Annotated in this window: 21 protein-coding genes; 6 read left to right on the top strand and 15 right to left on the bottom strand. The window is 66.3% G+C overall.

Annotated features, from left to right (window positions below; all coding sequences use genetic code 11):
- Positions 1-17: 17 nt before the first annotated feature.
- The 3 genes from BZF57_RS07110 to BZF57_RS07100 all read right to left on the bottom strand — a co-directional run bounded on the left by BZF57_RS07110 (position 18) and on the right by BZF57_RS07100 (position 2,849).
- Positions 18-659 carry a DUF4328 domain-containing protein gene (locus BZF57_RS07110; RefSeq protein ID WP_086736231.1) on the bottom strand — a complete coding sequence of 214 codons (642 nt, stop codon included), beginning with the start codon at positions 657-659 and terminating at the stop codon, positions 18-20.
- 436 nt (positions 660-1,095) lie between these two features.
- Positions 1,096-2,025, bottom strand: coding sequence for an SDR family NAD(P)-dependent oxidoreductase (locus tag BZF57_RS07105; RefSeq protein ID WP_086736229.1), 930 nt, complete (start codon positions 2,023-2,025; stop codon positions 1,096-1,098).
- A 128-nt stretch (positions 2,026-2,153) separates the two neighbouring features.
- Entirely contained in the window at positions 2,154-2,849 is a 696-nt protein-coding gene (locus tag BZF57_RS07100) for an HAD hydrolase-like protein (protein ID WP_086736227.1), read from the bottom strand.
- 75 nt (positions 2,850-2,924) lie between these two features.
- Here BZF57_RS07100 and glmU point away from each other — a divergent pair, with 75 nt between their 5' ends.
- The 4 genes from glmU to BZF57_RS07080 all read left to right on the top strand — a co-directional run bounded on the left by glmU (position 2,925) and on the right by BZF57_RS07080 (position 6,180).
- Positions 2,925-4,295, top strand: coding sequence for a bifunctional UDP-N-acetylglucosamine diphosphorylase/glucosamine-1-phosphate N-acetyltransferase GlmU (gene glmU, locus BZF57_RS07095; RefSeq protein WP_086736225.1), 1,371 nt, complete (start codon positions 2,925-2,927; stop codon positions 4,293-4,295).
- Between the two features lie 4 nt (positions 4,296-4,299).
- Positions 4,300-5,229 (top strand): alpha/beta hydrolase family protein, encoded by a 930-nt coding sequence (locus BZF57_RS07090; protein WP_086736223.1) that lies wholly within the window; start codon positions 4,300-4,302, stop codon positions 5,227-5,229.
- Complete coding sequence (locus BZF57_RS07085) at positions 5,222-5,497, top strand: HNH endonuclease (RefSeq protein ID WP_086736221.1); 276 nt, start codon at positions 5,222-5,224, stop codon at positions 5,495-5,497. Before BZF57_RS07090 ends, BZF57_RS07085 begins: the two co-directional genes overlap by 8 nt.
- A gap of 86 nt (positions 5,498-5,583) precedes the next feature.
- A complete protein-coding gene (locus BZF57_RS07080) occupies positions 5,584-6,180 on the top strand; it encodes an SOUL family heme-binding protein (protein ID WP_086736219.1) in 597 nt (198 codons plus the stop codon).
- A gap of 11 nt (positions 6,181-6,191) precedes the next feature.
- On the opposite strand, the gene BZF57_RS07075 is transcribed toward BZF57_RS07080, so the two are convergent.
- Both BZF57_RS07075 and BZF57_RS07070 read right to left on the bottom strand, forming a co-directional pair.
- Entirely contained in the window at positions 6,192-6,434 is a 243-nt protein-coding gene (locus tag BZF57_RS07075; RefSeq protein ID WP_086736216.1) for a DUF1153 domain-containing protein, read from the bottom strand.
- Between the two features lie 246 nt (positions 6,435-6,680).
- Positions 6,681-8,792, bottom strand: a complete 2,112-nt coding sequence (locus BZF57_RS07070; RefSeq protein WP_086736213.1) for a prolyl oligopeptidase family serine peptidase — start codon at positions 8,790-8,792, stop codon at positions 6,681-6,683.
- Between the two features lie 19 nt (positions 8,793-8,811).
- Here BZF57_RS07070 and BZF57_RS20605 point away from each other — a divergent pair, with 19 nt between their 5' ends.
- A complete protein-coding gene (locus tag BZF57_RS20605) occupies positions 8,812-9,060 on the top strand; it encodes a hypothetical protein (protein ID WP_143738401.1) in 249 nt (82 codons plus the stop codon).
- 28 nt (positions 9,061-9,088) lie between these two features.
- Here BZF57_RS20605 and BZF57_RS07065 read toward each other — a convergent pair whose 3' ends face one another.
- From BZF57_RS07065 to BZF57_RS07020, 10 genes are all read right to left on the bottom strand, one after another.
- Entirely contained in the window at positions 9,089-9,586 is a 498-nt protein-coding gene (locus BZF57_RS07065; protein ID WP_086736210.1) for a GNAT family N-acetyltransferase, read from the bottom strand.
- Positions 9,583-9,840: an ATP synthase F1 subunit epsilon gene (locus tag BZF57_RS07060; RefSeq protein ID WP_086736207.1), complete on the bottom strand. Its 258-nt coding sequence runs from the start codon at positions 9,838-9,840 to the stop codon at positions 9,583-9,585. The genes BZF57_RS07065 and BZF57_RS07060 overlap by 4 nt, the downstream gene beginning before the upstream one ends.
- A gap of 16 nt (positions 9,841-9,856) precedes the next feature.
- Complete coding sequence (locus BZF57_RS07055) at positions 9,857-10,465, bottom strand: hypothetical protein (RefSeq protein WP_086736204.1); 609 nt, start codon at positions 10,463-10,465, stop codon at positions 9,857-9,859.
- A 6-nt stretch (positions 10,466-10,471) separates the two neighbouring features.
- The gene (gene atpD / locus BZF57_RS07050) at positions 10,472-11,926 is read right to left on the bottom strand and encodes a F0F1 ATP synthase subunit beta (RefSeq protein ID WP_086736202.1); all 1,455 of its coding nucleotides are present in this window, start codon (positions 11,924-11,926) and stop codon (positions 10,472-10,474) included.
- A gap of 18 nt (positions 11,927-11,944) precedes the next feature.
- Complete coding sequence (locus BZF57_RS07045) at positions 11,945-12,172, bottom strand: hypothetical protein (RefSeq protein ID WP_086736199.1); 228 nt, start codon at positions 12,170-12,172, stop codon at positions 11,945-11,947.
- 62 nt (positions 12,173-12,234) lie between these two features.
- Complete coding sequence (locus BZF57_RS07040) at positions 12,235-13,104, bottom strand: F0F1 ATP synthase subunit gamma (RefSeq protein WP_086736197.1); 870 nt, start codon at positions 13,102-13,104, stop codon at positions 12,235-12,237.
- 12 nt (positions 13,105-13,116) lie between these two features.
- Positions 13,117-14,646, bottom strand: coding sequence for a F0F1 ATP synthase subunit alpha (gene atpA / locus BZF57_RS07035; RefSeq protein ID WP_086736195.1), 1,530 nt, complete (start codon positions 14,644-14,646; stop codon positions 13,117-13,119).
- Between the two features lie 12 nt (positions 14,647-14,658).
- A complete protein-coding gene (locus tag BZF57_RS07030; RefSeq protein ID WP_086736193.1) occupies positions 14,659-15,213 on the bottom strand; it encodes a F0F1 ATP synthase subunit delta in 555 nt (184 codons plus the stop codon).
- Positions 15,214-15,383: 170 nt separating this feature from the next.
- On the bottom strand, positions 15,384-15,917 hold the full coding sequence (locus tag BZF57_RS20600) for a hypothetical protein (protein WP_143738399.1): 534 nt from the start codon (positions 15,915-15,917) through the stop codon (positions 15,384-15,386).
- Positions 15,914-17,470, bottom strand: a complete 1,557-nt coding sequence (locus BZF57_RS07020; protein WP_086736189.1) for a S1 family peptidase — start codon at positions 17,468-17,470, stop codon at positions 15,914-15,916. Before BZF57_RS07020 ends, BZF57_RS20600 begins: the two co-directional genes overlap by 4 nt.
- Before the next feature lie 122 nt (positions 17,471-17,592).
- Here BZF57_RS07020 and BZF57_RS07015 point away from each other — a divergent pair, with 122 nt between their 5' ends.
- The gene (locus tag BZF57_RS07015) at positions 17,593-18,060 is read left to right on the top strand and encodes a DUF1203 domain-containing protein (RefSeq protein WP_086736187.1); all 468 of its coding nucleotides are present in this window, start codon (positions 17,593-17,595) and stop codon (positions 18,058-18,060) included.

Here is an 18,060-nt window from a genome sequence, read left to right as displayed (position 1 = left end):
GTGCAGGCCGACGGCGGCTATTCGAACAGGCTCAGATCGATCGAGCCGCTGATCTGGTGATCGGTCACCCGCCGCATCACCTTGATCAGGAAGAAGGCCGAGCCGGCAAAGAGCGCCTGCCCGAACATCTGGATGCCGACGATCACCGGCACCGGTGCGACCACCGCGATCCCGGGCAGGGCATCGACCATCAGCATCGCGGTCGCCAGTGTCATCACCAGTGCCGCAGCGATCCAGCAGCCCCACCAGCTGAACACCTCGTCGACCGATGAAGCGGCGAATTCCTCGGGCTCGCCCGCGCTGCGGTTGGCAAGCTCGCGCATCGCGGTGAAGGGGACGAAGAGGTTGGCGACCGGCACGAAGAAGCTGAAGGTCGCCCAGCCGGGGGAATAGTTCAGCCCGGTGATGCCCGCCCGGCGCAGATTGGCGTGGGCGGTGTAGACCCACATGAGGACGGGGATCACCGACCCCAGAAACACCGCATTGAGTGCGAAGGTCGTAAGGACGAGCAGGCCCGCCAGCGGATTGAGTTCGTTGTAGGGATCGCGGAAGCTGAACCACGCCACCATCACGATCATGCTCAGCACCGCAAGCGCGATCACCATCCACGCGCCGATCGTGCCCAGCAGCGCAAGGATGCGCAGGTTTCCGGTTTGCATGCGAGCCCCCTTCAAGGGCTACCGAACTGCGAAAGCCCTCGACGTATTTCTGCACGAAAGCACACGCGTTTCAAGGGCTTTGCCGGGACTGCGATCGCCTTGCCGCACAGTCCATGCGGGCGAAATGTTCACCGGAAAATCGCGAAGGCGAGCTGACCGTGCCCGCCTTTCCTACACGCCTGCCCGCAGCTAACATCGGCCCCGGCTCTTTCCCATCGTTCTGCCCGGCCTGCGAGGCCGTAGGATGCATCAGGCGTGATTTTGCGCCCGTCTCCCGTGTCCGTCCGCTCGCACGAAGCGGTCATAGAGCGCTGAAAGTGCTGGTGAAATAGCGGATTCATCAAGCGGACACGGTGTCCGCTTTGTCCGCTTGCAAAGTAAAAGGCCCGCCCCCTCGCGGGGACGGGCCTCCTGAATTCCGTTGCGGGAAGCCGGATCAGCCGCGGGCCGAGGTCGGCCCGGTGCCGGTGACCTTCTGCATCGCGCGCAGGATGTTGCCCGACTGCTCGCTGCCCGATTGGGGCGCGATCAGGTTGGTGAAGGAATTGATCTCCTCCCAGCGCGCGGCGAAGCCTTCAAGGGTGCGCTCGCCTTCGGGCAGCCACACGGCGTCGTTCATCACCGTCCACGAGGAATGGTAGCCACCCGCACCCGCGCCGACGATGGCGTTGGTCGGCGCGTCTTCGCTGACGAGGAACAGCGCGGCCGGGACCACGTTCTCGGGCGCGAAGAGCTTGAAGGCTTCCTCGGGGAAGAGGTCTTCGGTCATGCGGGTGCCCGCGACCGGCGAGAGGGTGTTGACGCGCACGTTGTACTTCGCGCCTTCGAGCGCGAGGGTCTTGGTGAGACCGGCAAGGCCGAGCTTCGCCGCGCCGTAGTTGGCCTGGCCGAAATTGCCGAACAGGCCCGTCGACGAGGCGGTCATCAGGATGCGGCCGTAGCCCTGCTCGCGGAAGGTTTCCCAGCAGGCCTTGGTGGCGAAGGCCGAGCCGGTGAGGTGGACCTTGACGACGAATTCGAAGTCGGCCGGCTCCATCTTGGCGAAGGTCTTGTCGCGCAGCACGCCCGCGTTGTTGATGAGGACGTGGACGCCGCCCCACTTTTCCTTGGCCTGGGCGACCATCGCTTCCATCTGGTCGAATTCGGTCACCGAGTGGCCGTTGGCGATGGCTTCACCGCCTGCGGCGAGGATTTCCTCGACCACCTGCTGCGCGGCGTCCGAGGTGCCGGTGCCATCGCGCGAGCCGCCGAGGTCGTTGACGACAACCTTCGCGCCGCGACGCGCGAGTTCGAGCGCATAGGCCTTGCCGAGCCCGCCGCCCGCACCGGTGACGATGGCGACCTTGTCCTTGAAGCTGATGGTCATGATGTCTCTCTCCTGTCCTTGGCCATGCGGCGCGCTTTACGCCCGCGTAAACTGGAATGCGGCGCGCTGCGTGGCACTTTCATGAGCGCCTTGCAACAGCCGAACTGACAGGGGGCTATGCCGTAGGGTCAGGCGGCGGCGGAAAGGCCCCTGAGGGCGGGAATCAGCCCGTCGAACGAATCGATCACCGCGTCCGCGCCGAGCTCGTGCGGGGGGCGGTCGCAATAGCCATAGGCCGCCGCGATCACCGGCACGCCCGCCGCCTTGGCCGCGCCCACGTCGTAGGTCGAATCGCCGAGGAACACGAAGCTGCCGCCCCCCAGCACCGCGCGCGCCTCGAGGACGGGGGCGGGGTGGGGCTTGGCGAGGAACTGCCCGTCCTCTCCCTTGCCCATCGAATCCCCGCCGATCACGGTCTCGAAGGCATCGATCAGGTCGAGCTGGGTGAGGACATTGCGGGCGAAAGCCTCGAACTTGTTGGTCACCACCGCCATCCGCACGCCCTGCGCGGCGAGTGCCTCCAGCGTCTCGCGCACGCCGGGGTAGGGGACGGTGTGGACCGCGTTGTTCTGCTCGTAATAGGCGAGCATCGCCTTGTAGAGCCGCTTGAACTCGTCCTCCGGCAGGCCGCCCTGCGCCTCGACCGCGCGGGCGAGCATGATCTTGGCCCCGCCACCGATCAGGTCCTTGGAAGTCTCGACCGAGACCGCGTTGAAGCCTCCCAGCACCAGCGCATGGTTCACCGCCGCGCCGAGATCGCGGAAGGTGTCGAGCAGGGTGCCGTCGAGGTCGAAGCCGATTGCGCCGAAGGGGATGTCCGTCATGCGCGCGGGGTGGCCGATGCATCATCAAACCGCAAGCATTTGCTGGCAGGCGCTCCATTGCTTACAGGGGCTTCCATGACCACGACGACACATCCCTTCGCCGCCATCATCCTTGCCGCGGGCAAGGGCACCCGCATGAAGAGCGACACCCACAAGGTGCTCCACAAGATCGCCGGGCTGCCCATGCTAGAACACCTGATGGCGAGCGTCGCGGAACTCGGGCCGGAGCGCACCGCGGTGGTCGTGGGCGCAGGGCGCGAGCAGATCGAGAAGGCGGTGGAGGGGCGCGCGACGACCTGCCTTCAGGAGCCGCAGCTCGGCACCGGTCATGCGGTGCAGCAGGCCGAGGGCGCGCTGGAAGGCTTCGCGGGCGACGTGCTGGTGCTCTACGGCGACGTGCCTTTCGTGAAGGCGGGCACCATGCGCGCCATGCTCGAACGGCTCCACGGCGCGGATAGCCCGGCGGTGGTGGTGCTCGGCTTCGAGCCCGAAGACCCGCTCGCCTATGGCCGCGTGATCGCCGACGATGCGGGCGGCATCCTCAAGATGGTCGAATTCAAGGATGCGGACGAGGGCGAACGCGCCTGCCGGTTGTGCAACTCCGGGCTGCTGGCGGCGCGCGCGCAAGACCTGTTCGCGCTGCTGGCACGGGTCGGCAACGACAATGCACAAGGCGAGTACTACCTCCCCGACATCGTCAACATCGCGATTCGAGACGGGCGGCCTTGCGCGGTGATCGTGGCGGAAAGCGCCGATGAGGTTGCCGGGATCAACTCCCGCGCCGAACTCGCCGCCGCCGAAGCCCGCTGGCAGGCCGCGCGCCGCCTTCAGGCGATGGACGAAGGCGCGACCCTGATTGCGCCCGACACCGTGTTCTTCGCCCACGACACGGTGCTCGGCCGCGATGTCACGATCGAGCCCAATGTCTTCTTCGGCCCCGGCGTTCGCGTGGCGGACAAGGTGCTGATCCGCGCCAACAGCCACATCGAGGGCGCTTCGCTGGCGAGCGGCGTCAAGGTCGGCCCCTTCGCCCGCCTGCGCCCCGGCACGGTGCTTGAGGAGGACAGCTTCGTCGGCAATTTCGTCGAAGTGAAGAACGCGGTGATGCACAAGGGCGCCAAGGCGAGCCACCTCACCTATCTGGGTGACGCCACCATCGGCGCGGGCGCGAATATCGGGGCAGGGACCATCACCTGCAATTATGACGGCTACTTCAAGTACAAGACCGTGATCGGCGAGCGCGCCTTCATCGGCTCGAACTCCGCGCTGGTCGCCCCCGTCACCATCGGCGCCGACGCCATCGTCGCGGCAGGCTCCACCGTGAGCCGCGACGTCGCCCCCGGAGAGCTGCGCATGGTCCGCGCCGAGCAGCTGGTGAAGGACGGCTGGGCCGACCGTTTTCATGATACGATGAAGAAGAAAAAGGCAGCCGAGAAGAAGGGGTGAGGGGATGATGGCAGGTTTCGGAAAGACGCTGCTGGCGCTGGCGGCGGCGGCCGGATTGCTCGGCGTGGCGGCAGCGCAAACGGCGAGTGCGCCGCAGACCCTCGCCGAGGCGCGCGCGGGCCAGACGGCCAATCTCGGCACCAAGGCGCGCCAGCGGGACAAACCCGAAACCCCGCCCGTCAGCTGGATGAAGCTCGTCGGCTATCCCGGCCCGCTCGGCACCATGGCAGGTTATCTCGCCGGTGTGCCCGAGACCGAAGGGCGACGCCCGGCGATCATCTGGATCAGCGGTGGCAATACCGCGATCGGCGATTTCTGGACGCCCCAGCCGCGCGCCAACGACCAGTCCGCTTCCGCCTTTCGCGAGGCGGGGATGGTGGTGTTCTATCCGGCGGTGCGCGGTCTGAACGGCAATCCCGGGCAGATCGAGAGCTATTTCGGCGAGCTCGACGATCTGGTCGCCGCGACGCGATGGCTCAAGGCGCAGCCTTTCGTCGACCCCGAGCGCGTCTATCTCGGCGGGCATAGCAGCGGCGGCACGCTCGCGCTGCTGGCGTCGGAATATGCCTCCGAATGGGCGGGCGTGGTCGCTTTCGGCCCGGTGACCGATCCGCAGCTTTACGGCAACGGCCTATGGGGCGTGCAGCCGGTCGGCGCGAAGGACAAGGCCGGCCAGCGGCTGCGCGCGCCGATCCACTGGCTGGCATCGATCACTGCGCCCACGCTGGTGCTGGAGGGGCGTGACGGCAACGCGGTCGATATCGCCGAATTCAGCAAGGCGAACGCCAACCCGCAGGCGCGCTTCCATGTGGTCGAGGGCTGCTCGCATTTCTCGATCCTGCGCCCCGGCAGCGAGCTGGTTGCCGCCGCGATGAAGGACGAAAGCTTTGCCGATCTGCTGAAGCGCGACGGTTTCGAGCTCGCCTGTGAGTGACGATCCCCAGACCCTCACCTGCTGGCTGTGCGAGCGCCCCCTGGGCGACATTGTCCAGTGGCATCACCCCGTGCCGAAGTCCAAGAAGGGCAAGGTGAAGGTGCCGATCCACCCGATCTGCCACAAGACGATCCACGCCAACTTCACCAATAATGAATTGGCGCGCATCGGCGAGGATGCGGAGAAGATCCGCGAGCATCCCGCGATCGCCAAGTTCGTCGCGTGGATCGCCAACAAGCCCGCCGATTTCGACGCGCCGACCCGATAAGTTGACGCGCCAGACCGACGAACGCCGGAACGCAGCGCCGGTCTGTAACGTAACAATGGCAGGAACCTGACCAAAGGAGACTGCCGATGAAAGCCGCCCGATGGATCGCCGCAGGCGCAGGCCTTGCTGCCGTGGGGGCGGCGGCGGCCTATGCCCAGTATCGCCAGACCGAGCAGCCCGATTTCAAGCTCGTCCGCGCCGATGAGGACTTCGAGCTGCGCGACTATCCCGCACTCGTCGTCGCCGAGGTCAGCAACGCCGGCACCCGCGAAAGCGCCAGCGGGCCGAGCTTCCGCCGCCTTGCCGCCTACATCTTCGGTCAGGACCGCCCCGAAGGCGGCGAGAAGATCGCCATGACCGCGCCCGTGTTGCAGGACGAGACCCGCCCAGGCCAGTGGCGGATGCGCTTCGTGATGCCCTCGAAATACACGCTCGCGACCCTGCCGCCTGCGCCTGCCGACATCACGCTCACCGAGACCCCGGCGCGGCGCATGGCCGCGATCCGTTTCTCGGGCAATGGTTCGGGCCGTGATCTGGCGCTGATGGAAGCGCGGCTGCGCGACTGGATGATGGCGCAGCGCCTGATGCCCGCGGGCGAGGCCGAATACGCCTTCTACGACGCGCCGATGGTGCCCGGCCCCCTGCGCCGCAACGAGGTGCTGATCCCCGTCGCGGCGCAATAGGCCAGCCGGCCTCAGGCGTCCTGGGTGCGCTCCACTTCGCCGCCACCGGCGAGGTAATCGGCTTCCCACTGCTCGAACTCGCTACGGCTCAGCAGATAGCGCTCGCGCGCCTCGTGGAAGCTGATCGCACGGTCGCGCACGGCCCGCACCACTTCGTCCTTGCGGGCCTTGGACCAGTGGACACGGTGGGTTCTGGGAAGCTGGTAATAGCTCTTGATCGCGTCGGCGATCGAGATGTTACGGTCATAGGCCATCGGTGATGCTCCTCGTCGCTGGTGTCATCGCCCCCGATGGCTTGAGTGTTGACGGGCAGCCCTAACGAGTTGCTGCCAGACATGGTTAAGCAGGCATTGATGAACTACTCCGTGCCGCGCACGCGACGAACCGAAGGCAAAGTGTCGGGCCGCTTTACAGGCAGCTGCGTTGCCTCACGGAGTTAACGCAAAAGGGGCGGCTCCCGCGAGGGAACCGCCCCTTGTTTGAGGCTCTTGAGAAGCGGCTTACTTCGCCGGCCGCTCGTCCATCAGGCGCTTCATCAGATAGATGAACTGGAGCGCCTGGAGCTTCGCACGCTGGTCGTTGTCGACCCCGCCCGAGTGGCCGCCGGTGGTGTCCTCGAAGTAGTAGTAGGGCTGGCCCAAAGCCTTGAGCTTCGCCGCCGCCTTGCGCGCGTGGGCGGGGTGAGTGCGGTCATCCGCGGTCGAGGCCCACAGGAACGGCTCGGGATATTCCACACCCGCGACGATCTTCTGGTAGGGCGAATAGCCCTCGATCCACTTGCGCTGTTCGGGGATGCGCGGATCGCCGTACTCGCCGATCCACGAGGCCCCGCGGCCGATCAGGTGATAGCGCAGCATGTCGAACAGCGGGATCTGCACGATTGCCGCGCCCAGGAGGTCGGGGCGCTGGGTGAAGAAGGTGCCGACCAAGAGGCCGCCCTGCGAGCCGCCCTGGATGCCGAGATGTTCGGGCTTGGTGAAGCCGCGCTTGATCAGATCCTCGCCCACCGCGATGAAATCGTCCCAGGTGCGCTGCTTGTTTTCGCGGATCGCGGTCTGGTGCCACTGCGGGCCGAACTCGCCCCCGCCGCGCAGGTTGGCGAGCACATAGGCCCCGCCGTTCTCGACCCACAGCTTGCCCGTCGAGCCGAGATAGGCAGGCAGGCGCGGCACCTGGAAGCCGCCGTAGCCGGTCAGCAGCGTCGCGGTCGAACCGTCGGTTTTCATGCCCTTGGGCTTGACGATGAAGTAGGGGATCTTGGTCCCGTCCTTGCTGACCGCCTCGTATTGCTCGACGCTGGCGCCTGCGGGATCGAAATAGGCCGGGCTCGTCTTCAGCACCGCCGGCGGTGTGGTCCCGTCGGTGTAATAGAGCGTGGTGGGCTCGAGGAAGCCGCTCACGGTGTACATGATCTGGTCGGTCTCGTCCGAGGACGCGGCGATCCCGATCGTGGCGTTGTCGGGCAGGGCCACCTGCGTGCTCGACCACTTGCCGTCGGCGAACTTGAACTTCAGCACCTTGCCGACGACGTTGTCGAGCAGCGCGACATAGAGCCCGCCGCCGGTGACGGTGCTGCCCTGCTTGGTCTGGCGATATCCCGGGGCCCACACCAGCGACTTCTTCGCGCCGTTGGGGTTGGCCTTCCATTCCGCTAGATCGACTGCGACGAGGCTGTCGGCGGGGAAGGTCTGGCCGTCCACCGTCCAGTCGACATCGGGCGAGAACAGCATATGACCGTCGGCAATGCCGACCGGGCTCGCCTTGGTGGGCAGGTCGAGCTGGAGCCACTGGCCGTCCTTCCAGACATACCACAGCCGCTCGTGGAAGCTGATCCCGCGATAGGCGATGCGGGCGTGGATTACGCTGTCATTGTCGCGCAGCAGCGCCGCGCCCGAGGAGACGTCCTTGGCATCGCCGCGGAAGATTTCGGGCGCGTCCTCGATTCTGGTGCCGCGCTTCCATTCGCGGGTGGTGAAGGGGTATTCGCTCTCGGTGAGGGTGCCCTCGCCGAAGTTGCGGCCGACTAGCAGGGTGTTCTCGTCCACCCACTCGATGCCGCCCTGGCTCTTCTGGTCGAGCACGAAGCCGCCTTCGACGAAGGACTTCGTCGTCATGTCGAACTCGCGCATGATGGTGGCGTCCTCGCCCCCGTCCGAGAGCGCGATCATGCACTTGTTCAGCGCGGGCGGCAGGCAGGTCGAGCCCTGGTAGACCCACTCCTTGCCCTCGGCCTTGGCGAGCGCGTCAACGTCGAGGATCACCTCCCACTTGGGGCTGTCGGTGCGATAGCTTTCCAGCGTGGTGCGGCGCAGGACGCCCTTGGGGTTCGCCTTGTCCTGCCAGAAATTGTAGAGCCCGTCGGGGCGGAAGCTGACGAAGGGGATGCGGTCGTTGCTGTCGAAGATCGCCAGCGCATCGGCCTTGAGCTTGGCGTAGCGCGGATCGGCCTCGAAGGCGGCGAGGGTGCGCGCGTTTTCCTTGGCGACCCAGTCCAGCGCCTCGGGGCTGCGGGCTTCTTCGAGGAAGATGTAGGGATCCTGCTCGGGGCCGGGGATACCGGGCACGGGGGTTTCGTCGGCGGCCGCTGCGCCGGTGGTGCTAGCGATGGTCATTGCGAGAGCCAGTGCGAAAGTGGAGACAAGTTTCAAGCGTCCTCTCCTCAGGAGCGATTTCGAGCGCACGCCAGTGCGCGGCTCGGAAGTCGCGTCAGATAACAAAGAAAGCGATATCCCGCTTTCTGAAATGCTGGCGCTTGTTCTGGCGGGAGAGGGGCGGAAAGGGAAGGGGATACAACGAAAAAGGGCGGACCAGGCGGCATGCTCTGCATTGTCCGGTTCCGCTCGGCAATCCGCGCAGGCAGGCGGCGGCAATGAACCGTGACGTGATCCCGCAGTCCCTTGCAGGACGATCAGCCGAGCGCCTTCGTGAGATAGCGGACGGTTTTGCCGGGGCCGAGGGCTGCATTACCCGCCTCGACAAAACCCATCGCCGCGTGAAAAGCGTCGGATCCAGGGTTGGGCGGCATGGAATTGACCTCGCAAGCGACCAGGCTGTGCCCGGCTTGGCGAGCGAGATCGAACAGCTGCGCATAGAGCTGTCGCGCCAGCCCGAGCCCGCGCGCCTGTTCGTCGACAATGATCCGGTCGATATAGACGAACCGCGAGAACCGCTCCCTGAACCAGAGGAAGTTGGGGCTGTCGTAACTGGCGCTCTGGTCAAATGTCAGCAGCAGCGCCTGCGCTTCGGGTACATGCAGCGCCGCGAAGGCACGTTTGACCATCTCCTCGAACCGCGCTGCTTCAAGCCAGGACGTTTCGACCGCACTGCGATTGTTCAGCGCCAGAAGGCTTTCGAGGAGGCTCTGGTCGCGACCCAGAACTTCAGGATCGAGCGTGTGCCCGATCATGCTTCCACGTGTTCGGCGAGGACCGTGAGGCCCTTCTCGTTCACCTCGGCAAAGCCGCCGCGCACCTGGATGATTTCCGGCGCGGCATTGGCGCTGGCGAAGACCTGCACCGCACCGTCGCGGATCGTGCTCATGAAGGGCGCGTGGCCTTCCAGCACACCGAATTCGCCCTCGGTCCCGGGGACGACCACCATGTGGACTTCCTGCGAGCGGACGAGCTTGGCGGGAGTGACGAGTTCGAAGTGGAGGGGCATGTTGGTGTTCCTGTCTTCAATCCGATGCGAGCCGCTGGAATTGCCAGCTCATCTGGACGCCTTTCCTGTCGGCATCCTTGCCTAAACCTTCAATGACCAGCCTCATGCCATCCTTGACGAGGCTCGCCGACCAGAACGGCGCGGCAGTGTCAGCGATCGGCCGCTCTATCGCCCAGCCATCCTGCTCCATCTTCGCCATCGACCGGTCGCGCAGCGCCAGATGATCGGTCACTCCGGTCACCATGACATCGCATGCGTCCGTCCGGGGGTAGGACACCACCCAGACCTTGCCCGAGAACGCGAAGTAATCGAACAGCACCGGGTCGACATCCGTCCGCCGCGCCGCCGGCTGGGTCGCAGCATATCGCGCAACCGGCGGCGGCAGGTCCGACGTGGTCAGGCCCACGAACTTCGCCTGACCGGTCGCCTTCAGCTGCCTAACAGCAGCGGGAGGGATCGGCTGGTAGTAGTCCACCCCTACGGGAATGGTGACCGTCCCGTCGACACCCGAGGCATCGAACGCGCAATATGCCAGCGCCTGCTCAAGCCAAACTCCGGCGTCCGGTGTCTGCGCCGCGTCGGGTGCAGACAGAGCCAGTGCCGGCAGGAGCAGGCGGGCAATCACCGCGCCTTACGCCTCCTCGGCCATCTTCTTGGCCTTCTCGACCGCCTGGTCGATGCCGCCAACCATGTAGAAGGCCTGTTCGGGCAGGTGGTCGTATTCGCCGTCGACGACCGCCTTGAAGCTCTTCACGGTGTCCTCGATCTGCACGAACACGCCCGGGATGCCGGTGAAGACTTCCGCGACGTGGAACGGCTGCGAGAGGAACTTCTGGATCTTGCGCGCGCGGGCGACGGTCAGCTTGTCCTCTTCCGAGAGCTCGTCCATCCCGAGGATCGCGATGATGTCCTGCAGGCTCTTGTACTTCTGCAGGATTTCCTGAACGCGGCGGGCGGTTTCGTAGTGCTCGGCACCGACGACGCGGGGTTCGAGAACGCGGCTGGTCGAGTCCAGCGGGTCGACCGCCGGGTAGATGCCGAGTTCCGAGATCGCGCGGCTGAGCGTGGTGGTCGCGTCAAGGTGCGCGAAGGAGGTCGCGGGCGCCGGGTCGGTCAAGTCGTCCGCGGGGACGTAGATCGCCTGCACCGAGGTGATCGAGCCCTTGGTGGTCGAGGTGATGCGCTCCTGCAGCTTGCCCATGTCGGTCGCGAGGGTCGGCTGGTAGCCCACCGCCGAAGGAATACGGCCGAGCAGCGCCGACACTTCCGAGCCCGCCTGGGTGAAGCGGAAGATGTTGTCGACGAAGAACAGCACGTCCTGGCCTTCCACGTCGCGGAAATACTCCGCCATGGTCAGGCCCGAGAGCGCGACGCGAGCACGGGCGCCCGGGGGCTCGTTCATCTGGCCGAAGACGAGCGCCACCTTGGAACCTTCCGGGGTGGCAACGCCGTTGGCATCCTTCTTGATGACTTCGGCGTCGAGGAATTCGTGGTAGAGGTCGTTGCCTTCGCGGGTGCGCTCACCCACGCCGGCGAACACCGACACGCCGCCGTGTCCCTTGGCGATGTTGTTGATCAGTTCCTGGATCAGCACGGTCTTGCCGACGCCCGCGCCGCCGAACAGGCCGATCTTGCCGCCCTTGGCGTAGGGCGCGAGCAGGTCGATCACCTTGATGCCCGTCACGAGGATTGCGGCGTCGGTGGCCTGGTCGACGAAGGCCGGGGCCTCGGCATGGATCGGCATGGCCTTTTCCGCGCCGATCGGGCCGAGTTCGTCGATCGGCTCCCCAATCACGTTCATGATGCGCCCAAGAACCTTCGGGCCGACCGGCACCGAGATCTGCGCACCGGTGTTGATCACTTCGCTGCCACGCACGAGACCTTCGGTTGCGTCCATCGCGATGGTGCGCACGGTGTTCTCGCCAAGGTGCTGAGCGACTTCGAGCACCAGCGTCTTGTCGCCATTCTTGGTTTCGAGCGCGGTGAGGATCGCGGGCAGTTCACCTTCGAACTGCACGTCGACGACGGCGCCGATGACCTGCGAGATCGTGCCGTTGGTGGTCTGGTTGAGAGCGGCGGTGGCCATTTCTAACTTCCTATGGCTTCACTGCACTTGGCAGTGGTGGGGTATGTCAATCAGGACGAACTTGTCGCCGTCGGCGGCGATAAAGGTCTGCTGCGGAACACCTTCAAGACTCCCGTCACGGAGACGGTAATTGCAAGAGAACTCCGAAGGATCATCCGTTGCTCGGCACTGGGCGTCATAAACGACCGGCTTGCCAGCACAGACAGACAGAGCTTGCTGCACTTCTTGCAAGCCGGGTGCATCCATGGCGGCGCTGCCTTGTGCAACGCATGCCGTCGAAGCGAGAACAAGAAGGGCTGCCAGATGCCTCACAGTGCCTCCGCGCCCGCGATAATTTCGATGAGTTCGGTGGTGATCGCGGCCTGACGGCTGCGGTTGTACTGGATCGTGAGCTTCTGGATCAGCTCGCCTGCGTTGCGCGTGGCGTTGTCCATCGCGGTCATCGAGGCGCCCTGTTCCGAAGCCTCGCGCTCGAGCAGCGCGCCGAACAGCTGGGTGCGCACATAGCGCGGCAGCAGCTCTTCGAGGATTTCCTCCTCGCCCGGCTCGTACTGCACCACGGCGTCGGCCGCGGGGGCTTCGGCGGGGGCGGGGACGGGGATCAGCTGCTTGACGGTCGGATCCTGCGCCAGCGCCGACTTGAAGGTCGGGTAGATCAGGTGCGCGATGTCGAACTGGCCCGCGTCGAACATGGCGATCAGCTCGTTGGCGATCGCTTCCGCCTCGTCGAAGCCCGGGGTCTTGACCGTGCTGGTGTCGAAGCCGGTGCCGATCAGGTTCGGGAACTCGCGCTTGAGCGGCGCGCGGCCCTTCTTGCCGACGAGGTAGAACTCGACGCTCTTGCCCGCCGCCTGAAGCTCGCGCGCCTTGGCCTTCGCGGCCTTGACGAGGTTCGAGTTGAGACCGCCGCACAGGCCCTTGTCGGTGTTGACCACCACCAGAAGGTGCTTCTGGTCAGCGCCGGTGCCGGCCAGCAGGCGCGGCGCGGCCGAGCCCGAGACCTTGCTGGCGAGCGAGGCCATCACCGCAGACAGGCGCGTGGCATAGGGCCGGCCGGCCTCGGCCGCAGCCTGGGCACGGCGCAGCTTGGCCGCCGCGACCATCTGCTTGGCCTTGGTGATCTTCTGGGTCGACTTGACCGAGTTGATCCGGCCCTTGAGTTCCTTGAGTGAGGGCACGTCAGGGCGTCCTTACGCGAACTGCTTGCCGAAGGCTTCGAGCGCGGCCTTGGTCTTGTCCGCGACTTCGCCTTCGAACTTCTTCGAGGTGCGGATTTCGGCCAGCACGCTGCCGTGTTCGCGGCGCATGAAGTCGAGCATCTGCGCTTCGTATTCATTCACGCGGTTCACCGGGATCCCGTCAAGGAAGCCGTTGGTGCCGGCGTAGATCGACACGGTCTGCTCTTCGAACGGCATCGGCGAGAACTGCTTCTGCTTGAGCAGCTCGGTCAGACGCGCACCGCGGTTCAGCAGCTTCTGCGTGGCGGCATCGAGGTCCGAGCCGAACTGCGCGAAGGCCGCCATTTCGCGGTACTGCGCAAGGTCGAGCTTCATCGAGCCCGAAACCTTCTTCATCGCCTTGGTCTGGGCGGCACCGCCGACGCGGCTCACCGAGAGGCCGACGTTAATGGCGGGGCGGATGCCCTGATAGAACAGGCCGGTTTCGAGGAAGATCTGGCCGTCGGTGATCGAGATCACGTTGGTCGGGATGTAGGCCGACACGTCGCCCGCCTGGGTCTCGATGATCGGCAGCGCGGTGAGCGAGCCGTGGCCGTTTTCCTCGTTCATCTTCGCCGCGCGCTCAAGCAGGCGCGAGTGCAGATAGAACACGTCGCCGGGGTAAGCTTCGCGGCCCGGAGGACGACGCAGCAGCAGCGACATCTGGCGATAGGCGACGGCCTGCTTGGAAAGGTCGTCATAGACGATCACGGCGTGCATGCCGTTGTCGCGGAAGAACTCGCCCATCGCGCAGCCGGTGTAGGGCGCGAGGTACTGGAGCGGCGCGGGCTCCGAAGCGGTCGCGGCAACGACGATGGTGTATTCCATCGCGCCGTTTTCTTCGAGCTGCTTGACGATCTGCGCCACGGTCGAACGCTTCTGGCCGACGGCGACATAGACGCAGTAAAGCTTCTTGCCCTCATCGTCGCCCTGGTTGGCTTCCTTTTGGTTGATGAAGGTGTCGATCGCGACGGCGGTCTTGCCGGTCTGACGGTCGCCGATGATCAGCTCGCGCTGGCCGCGGCCGACGGGGACGAGCGCGTCGATCGCCTTGAGGCCGGTCTGGACGGGTTCCGAGACGGATTCGCGCGGGATGATGCCCGGCGCCTTGACTTCGACGCGGCTGCGCTTGTCGGCCACGATCGGGCCCTTGCCGTCGATCGGGTTGCCGAGCGCGTCCACGACGCGGCCGAGCAGGCCCTTGCCGACCGGCACGTCGACGATGGTGCCGGTGCGCTTGACGACATCGCCTTCCTTGATCTCGGCGTCCGAGCCGAAGATCACGACGCCGACGTTGTCGGCTTCGAGGTTGAGCGCCATGCCCTGCACCCCGTTGGCGAACTCCACCATCTCGCCGGCCTGCACCTGGTCGAGCCCGTGGATGCGGGCGATCCCGTCACCCACCGACAGCACGGTGCCGGTTTCGCTGACTTCGGCCTCGGTGCCGAAATTGGCGATCTGGTCCTTGATGACCTTCGAGATTTCTGCGGCGCGGATTTCCATTTTTCGTGTCCTTTAAGCCTGCATGGCTTTGGCGAGCGAGTTGAGACGGGTGCGGATCGAGGCATCGATGCGCTGCGATCCGATGGTGACGACGAGGCCGCCGAGCAGGTCGGGATCGACCGAGGCGGTGAGCATGACAGTGCGGCCTTCGCGCGCGGTCAGCTTGGTCTTGAGCGCGGCGAGCTGGTCGTCGCTGAGCGGGTGGGCACTGGTGACGGTCGCGGTCACTTCGCCGCGCTGGGCAGCGGCAATCGCCTTGAAGGCGCTGATGATCGCGGGCAGCTTGCCGAGGCGGCGGTTGGCTGCGAGCACGCCGAGGAAATTGGTGGTCAGCGGGCTGAGCTTCAGCTTCTTCGCGACCGCCGCCATCGCCTTGCCCTGCGCATCGCGGGCAAGCTCGGGGTTGGTGGTCAGCGCCGCCAGATCGGCCGATTCGGCGAGCGCAGCGCCCAGCGTCTCGAGATCCTTCTCGACCGCGGTCACCTTGCCATTCTCGGCAGCCAGATCGAACAGGGCCGAGGCATAGCGTCCAGCCAGGCTAGCCTTGATACCGGCGGAAATATCCACGCGCGTCTCGTCCTCTCGGAAAACTCGTAAAGGGGTCTTGCTTGAGCCTTGGCGTAAGAGCGAGCGCAAGGGCTGCCCGCAAGGTTGGCGCGCGCCTAGCAATTGATTCCCGATCCTGCAAGCCGCGAGGCTGGGGAATTGTGCAGGTGCGAAGCGGGGAGGTGATCGCCTCAGCCCGCGCAGCCGCCCTGCACGGCAGGAGCACTGACTTTCTCGCCGGCCTTCAGGCGTCGCAGGATGTTTTCGGCTGCGGCATTCGCTCTCTTGTTCGCGCGCGTCTGGCTGGCGTCGTCCAATTCGAGAAATTCGCCCTCGGCATTGAGCGCCGCGGTGTACGCCGCCTCGATCGCGCGTGCTTCGTCCCTCGTACAGATGTCCGAGCCATATTCGGTCACGATGCATTCCACGCCCGCATAGGTGGGGATGCAATCCTCCGAAGGCGCCCATAGGCACATGACGGTCGTCTGGGTGACGTCCTTGTCCGCCATGGCTGCATTGTAATCTTGCCAGCAGGCGTTGCGTCCCGCCTCTCCTTTTTCTCGAGCGCAACGACAGGCCGACGTAGCGAGGGCTTGCAAATGGGCGACCTCTTTCTTCGCGGCAGCAGTGGCTTGGGCATCGACGGCGCGCACTCCAAGCCAGCCTCCGCCCAGTATCAGCCCGAGAACCACGGCAATCAGGGCGAGGCGGCGAGCGCGCTTCACTTGCCTGCGCCCTTGGCCGTGCAGCTATAGACGAGCCGCTCGTTGGGCCGCTCGGGCAATTGCGCGATCAGGGCCGATTGCTGCTCGCCCAGCGTGCGCGCCGCGTCGCTCACCCCGCATGCCGGGGGCGTGTAGGCCGAGCGGGCGGCGCGCGCGGCGGCGAGGGCGTCCTGCCCCAGCAGATAGCGGTCGGTGCGCAGGGTGCGGGTTTCGGGATCGTAGGTGTTCACCGCGACCGCCGCGTCCTCGTCGGCGGCGAAGACCCGCTGCCATTCGCCCGCCTGGCCGAGCCCGTATTGCGTGCGCCCGTTGACGCAGCCGTCGGCCGACCATTCGAAGGCGACGTCGTCCGTCTTGGCCGAGGTGACGCGGCTGCGCTCGGGCACGAGAGTGCAGATCAGCGCGCCTTCCGAGGCGCCCGCAGCGCCGGCAGGGGCGGGGGCATCCTTGCCCTCGGCCTTGGCCAGCGCGGCGGCGACCCGCTCCTCGATCTGGGCGAGGCCCGGGCGGGTGAACCACAATATCAGCGCCGCCGCCAGCGAAGCGGCCGCAAGCGCAGCGGCGATGCGGGTGTGGGTGCGCCGCGCCTCGTTGCTCTTCCACACCAGCGCCGCATAGCCCCCCCCGATCGCCGCGATCAGCGCTATCAGCGCCAGCGCCATGCGGTTCTCGCGCTCGCCCAGCACCTCCATCTGCGCGGTGAGCTGCGCCTTCTCGCGCACTTCGCGCAGGGTCTCGCTGCGCTGTTCGAGCGCCGCACGGGCCTGGCTCTGCTGGGCTTCGAGGCGCTGGCGTTCCTCGGCGTTCAATTCGTCGATCGAGCGGCAGGGCAAGGCATTGGTGACCGGCTCCACCCCGTTCTTGCGCAGGAAGGGGGCAAGCTCGCGCAGGGAGACCGCGAAGTAGAATTCCGCGTCCCCGCTCTCGGCGTCCGAGCTGAAGGAGTTGACCCCGATCACCCGCCCGCACGGATCGAGCAGCGGCCCGCCCGAATTGCCGCGGGCAATTGGCGCGGTGTGGAGGATGGTGTCGAACTGCCGCGAAGGCCGCTCGCCCGACAGGAAGCCGCGCGACTTGACCGGCGGCTGGGCGCGGAAGATGTCGCCCATGTCGAGGCCCTGCGCCAGATCGACATTCATGGGATAGCCGACCGCCGAGACCTCGCCGAGATCGCTGCTGACGCTCCCCGCCAGCGCCAGCGGGGGCAGGCGGAGGCTGCCCTTGGCGATTTCGAGCAGGGCGAGGTCGTTCCTCGGGCTCACCGCCACCACCCGCGCAAAGGCGCCGCCTTCGCCTTCGGACGGGACGATCCCGATCCGCAGCGTATCGTCCTGCACCGCCTCGGCCACGACATGGGCGTTGGTGACGATCCGCGTGGGCGTGACGGCAAAGCCGGTGCCGTGGCTGACGGGAGTGGGCTGGCCGTTCTCGCTGCCGATGATCACCACCCGCACCACGCCGCGCGAGGCCGCATCGACATCGCCCGGATCGGCCGAGGCGGGGAGGGCGAGGAGGGTCAGGAGCAGGGCAAGCGCGCCGAGAAGCCGGGTCATGGCGCGGGTTATAGCCGCTTTTTCCGCCAGAGCGAGATCGGGCGCGACATTGAACGCAAGGATGCCGGATGCACCGGCCGGCCTGCGGGTCTAACCCGGGCGGCACAACCGGAGGAACCGCGATGGACTACCTGATCGAGGGGATCGACCCCGCCCCCTATGCCCACCTGTTCGGGCTCGACGATGCCGCTCTTGCCGCGCACGGCGCGGTGCGGATGGTGGCGGACAAGGCGCCGGGCTACCCTTGCCGGGTGAGCCTCGAGGATGCCGCCCCGGGCACGGCGATGCTGCTGGTGAACCACACGAGCCGCACGGACGCGGGGCCTTACCGCGCCTCGCACGCGATCTTCGTCACCGAGGGCGCCGAGCTCCCTGCGCGCTTCCGCAACACCCTGCCGCCCGTATTCGGCCCGCGGGTGCTGTCCTTGCGCGGCTTCGATGCCGGGGGCATGATGGTCGACGCGCGGCTGGCCCAGCCGGGCGAGGCCGAGGCGGCGCTGCTGGCTCTCTTAGCGGACGAGCGCATCGCCGAGGTCGATGTCCACAACGCGGTGCGCGGCTGCTTTGCAGCGCGGGCGCGGCGGGCATAA

It is taken from the genome of Erythrobacter colymbi (assembly GCF_002155685.1).
In the GTDB taxonomy this organism is placed as follows: Bacteria; Pseudomonadota; Alphaproteobacteria; order Sphingomonadales; family Sphingomonadaceae; genus Erythrobacter; species Erythrobacter colymbi.
Note: the sequence above shows the minus strand (reverse complement) of the source record. Positions and strands in the feature narration are given on the sequence as shown.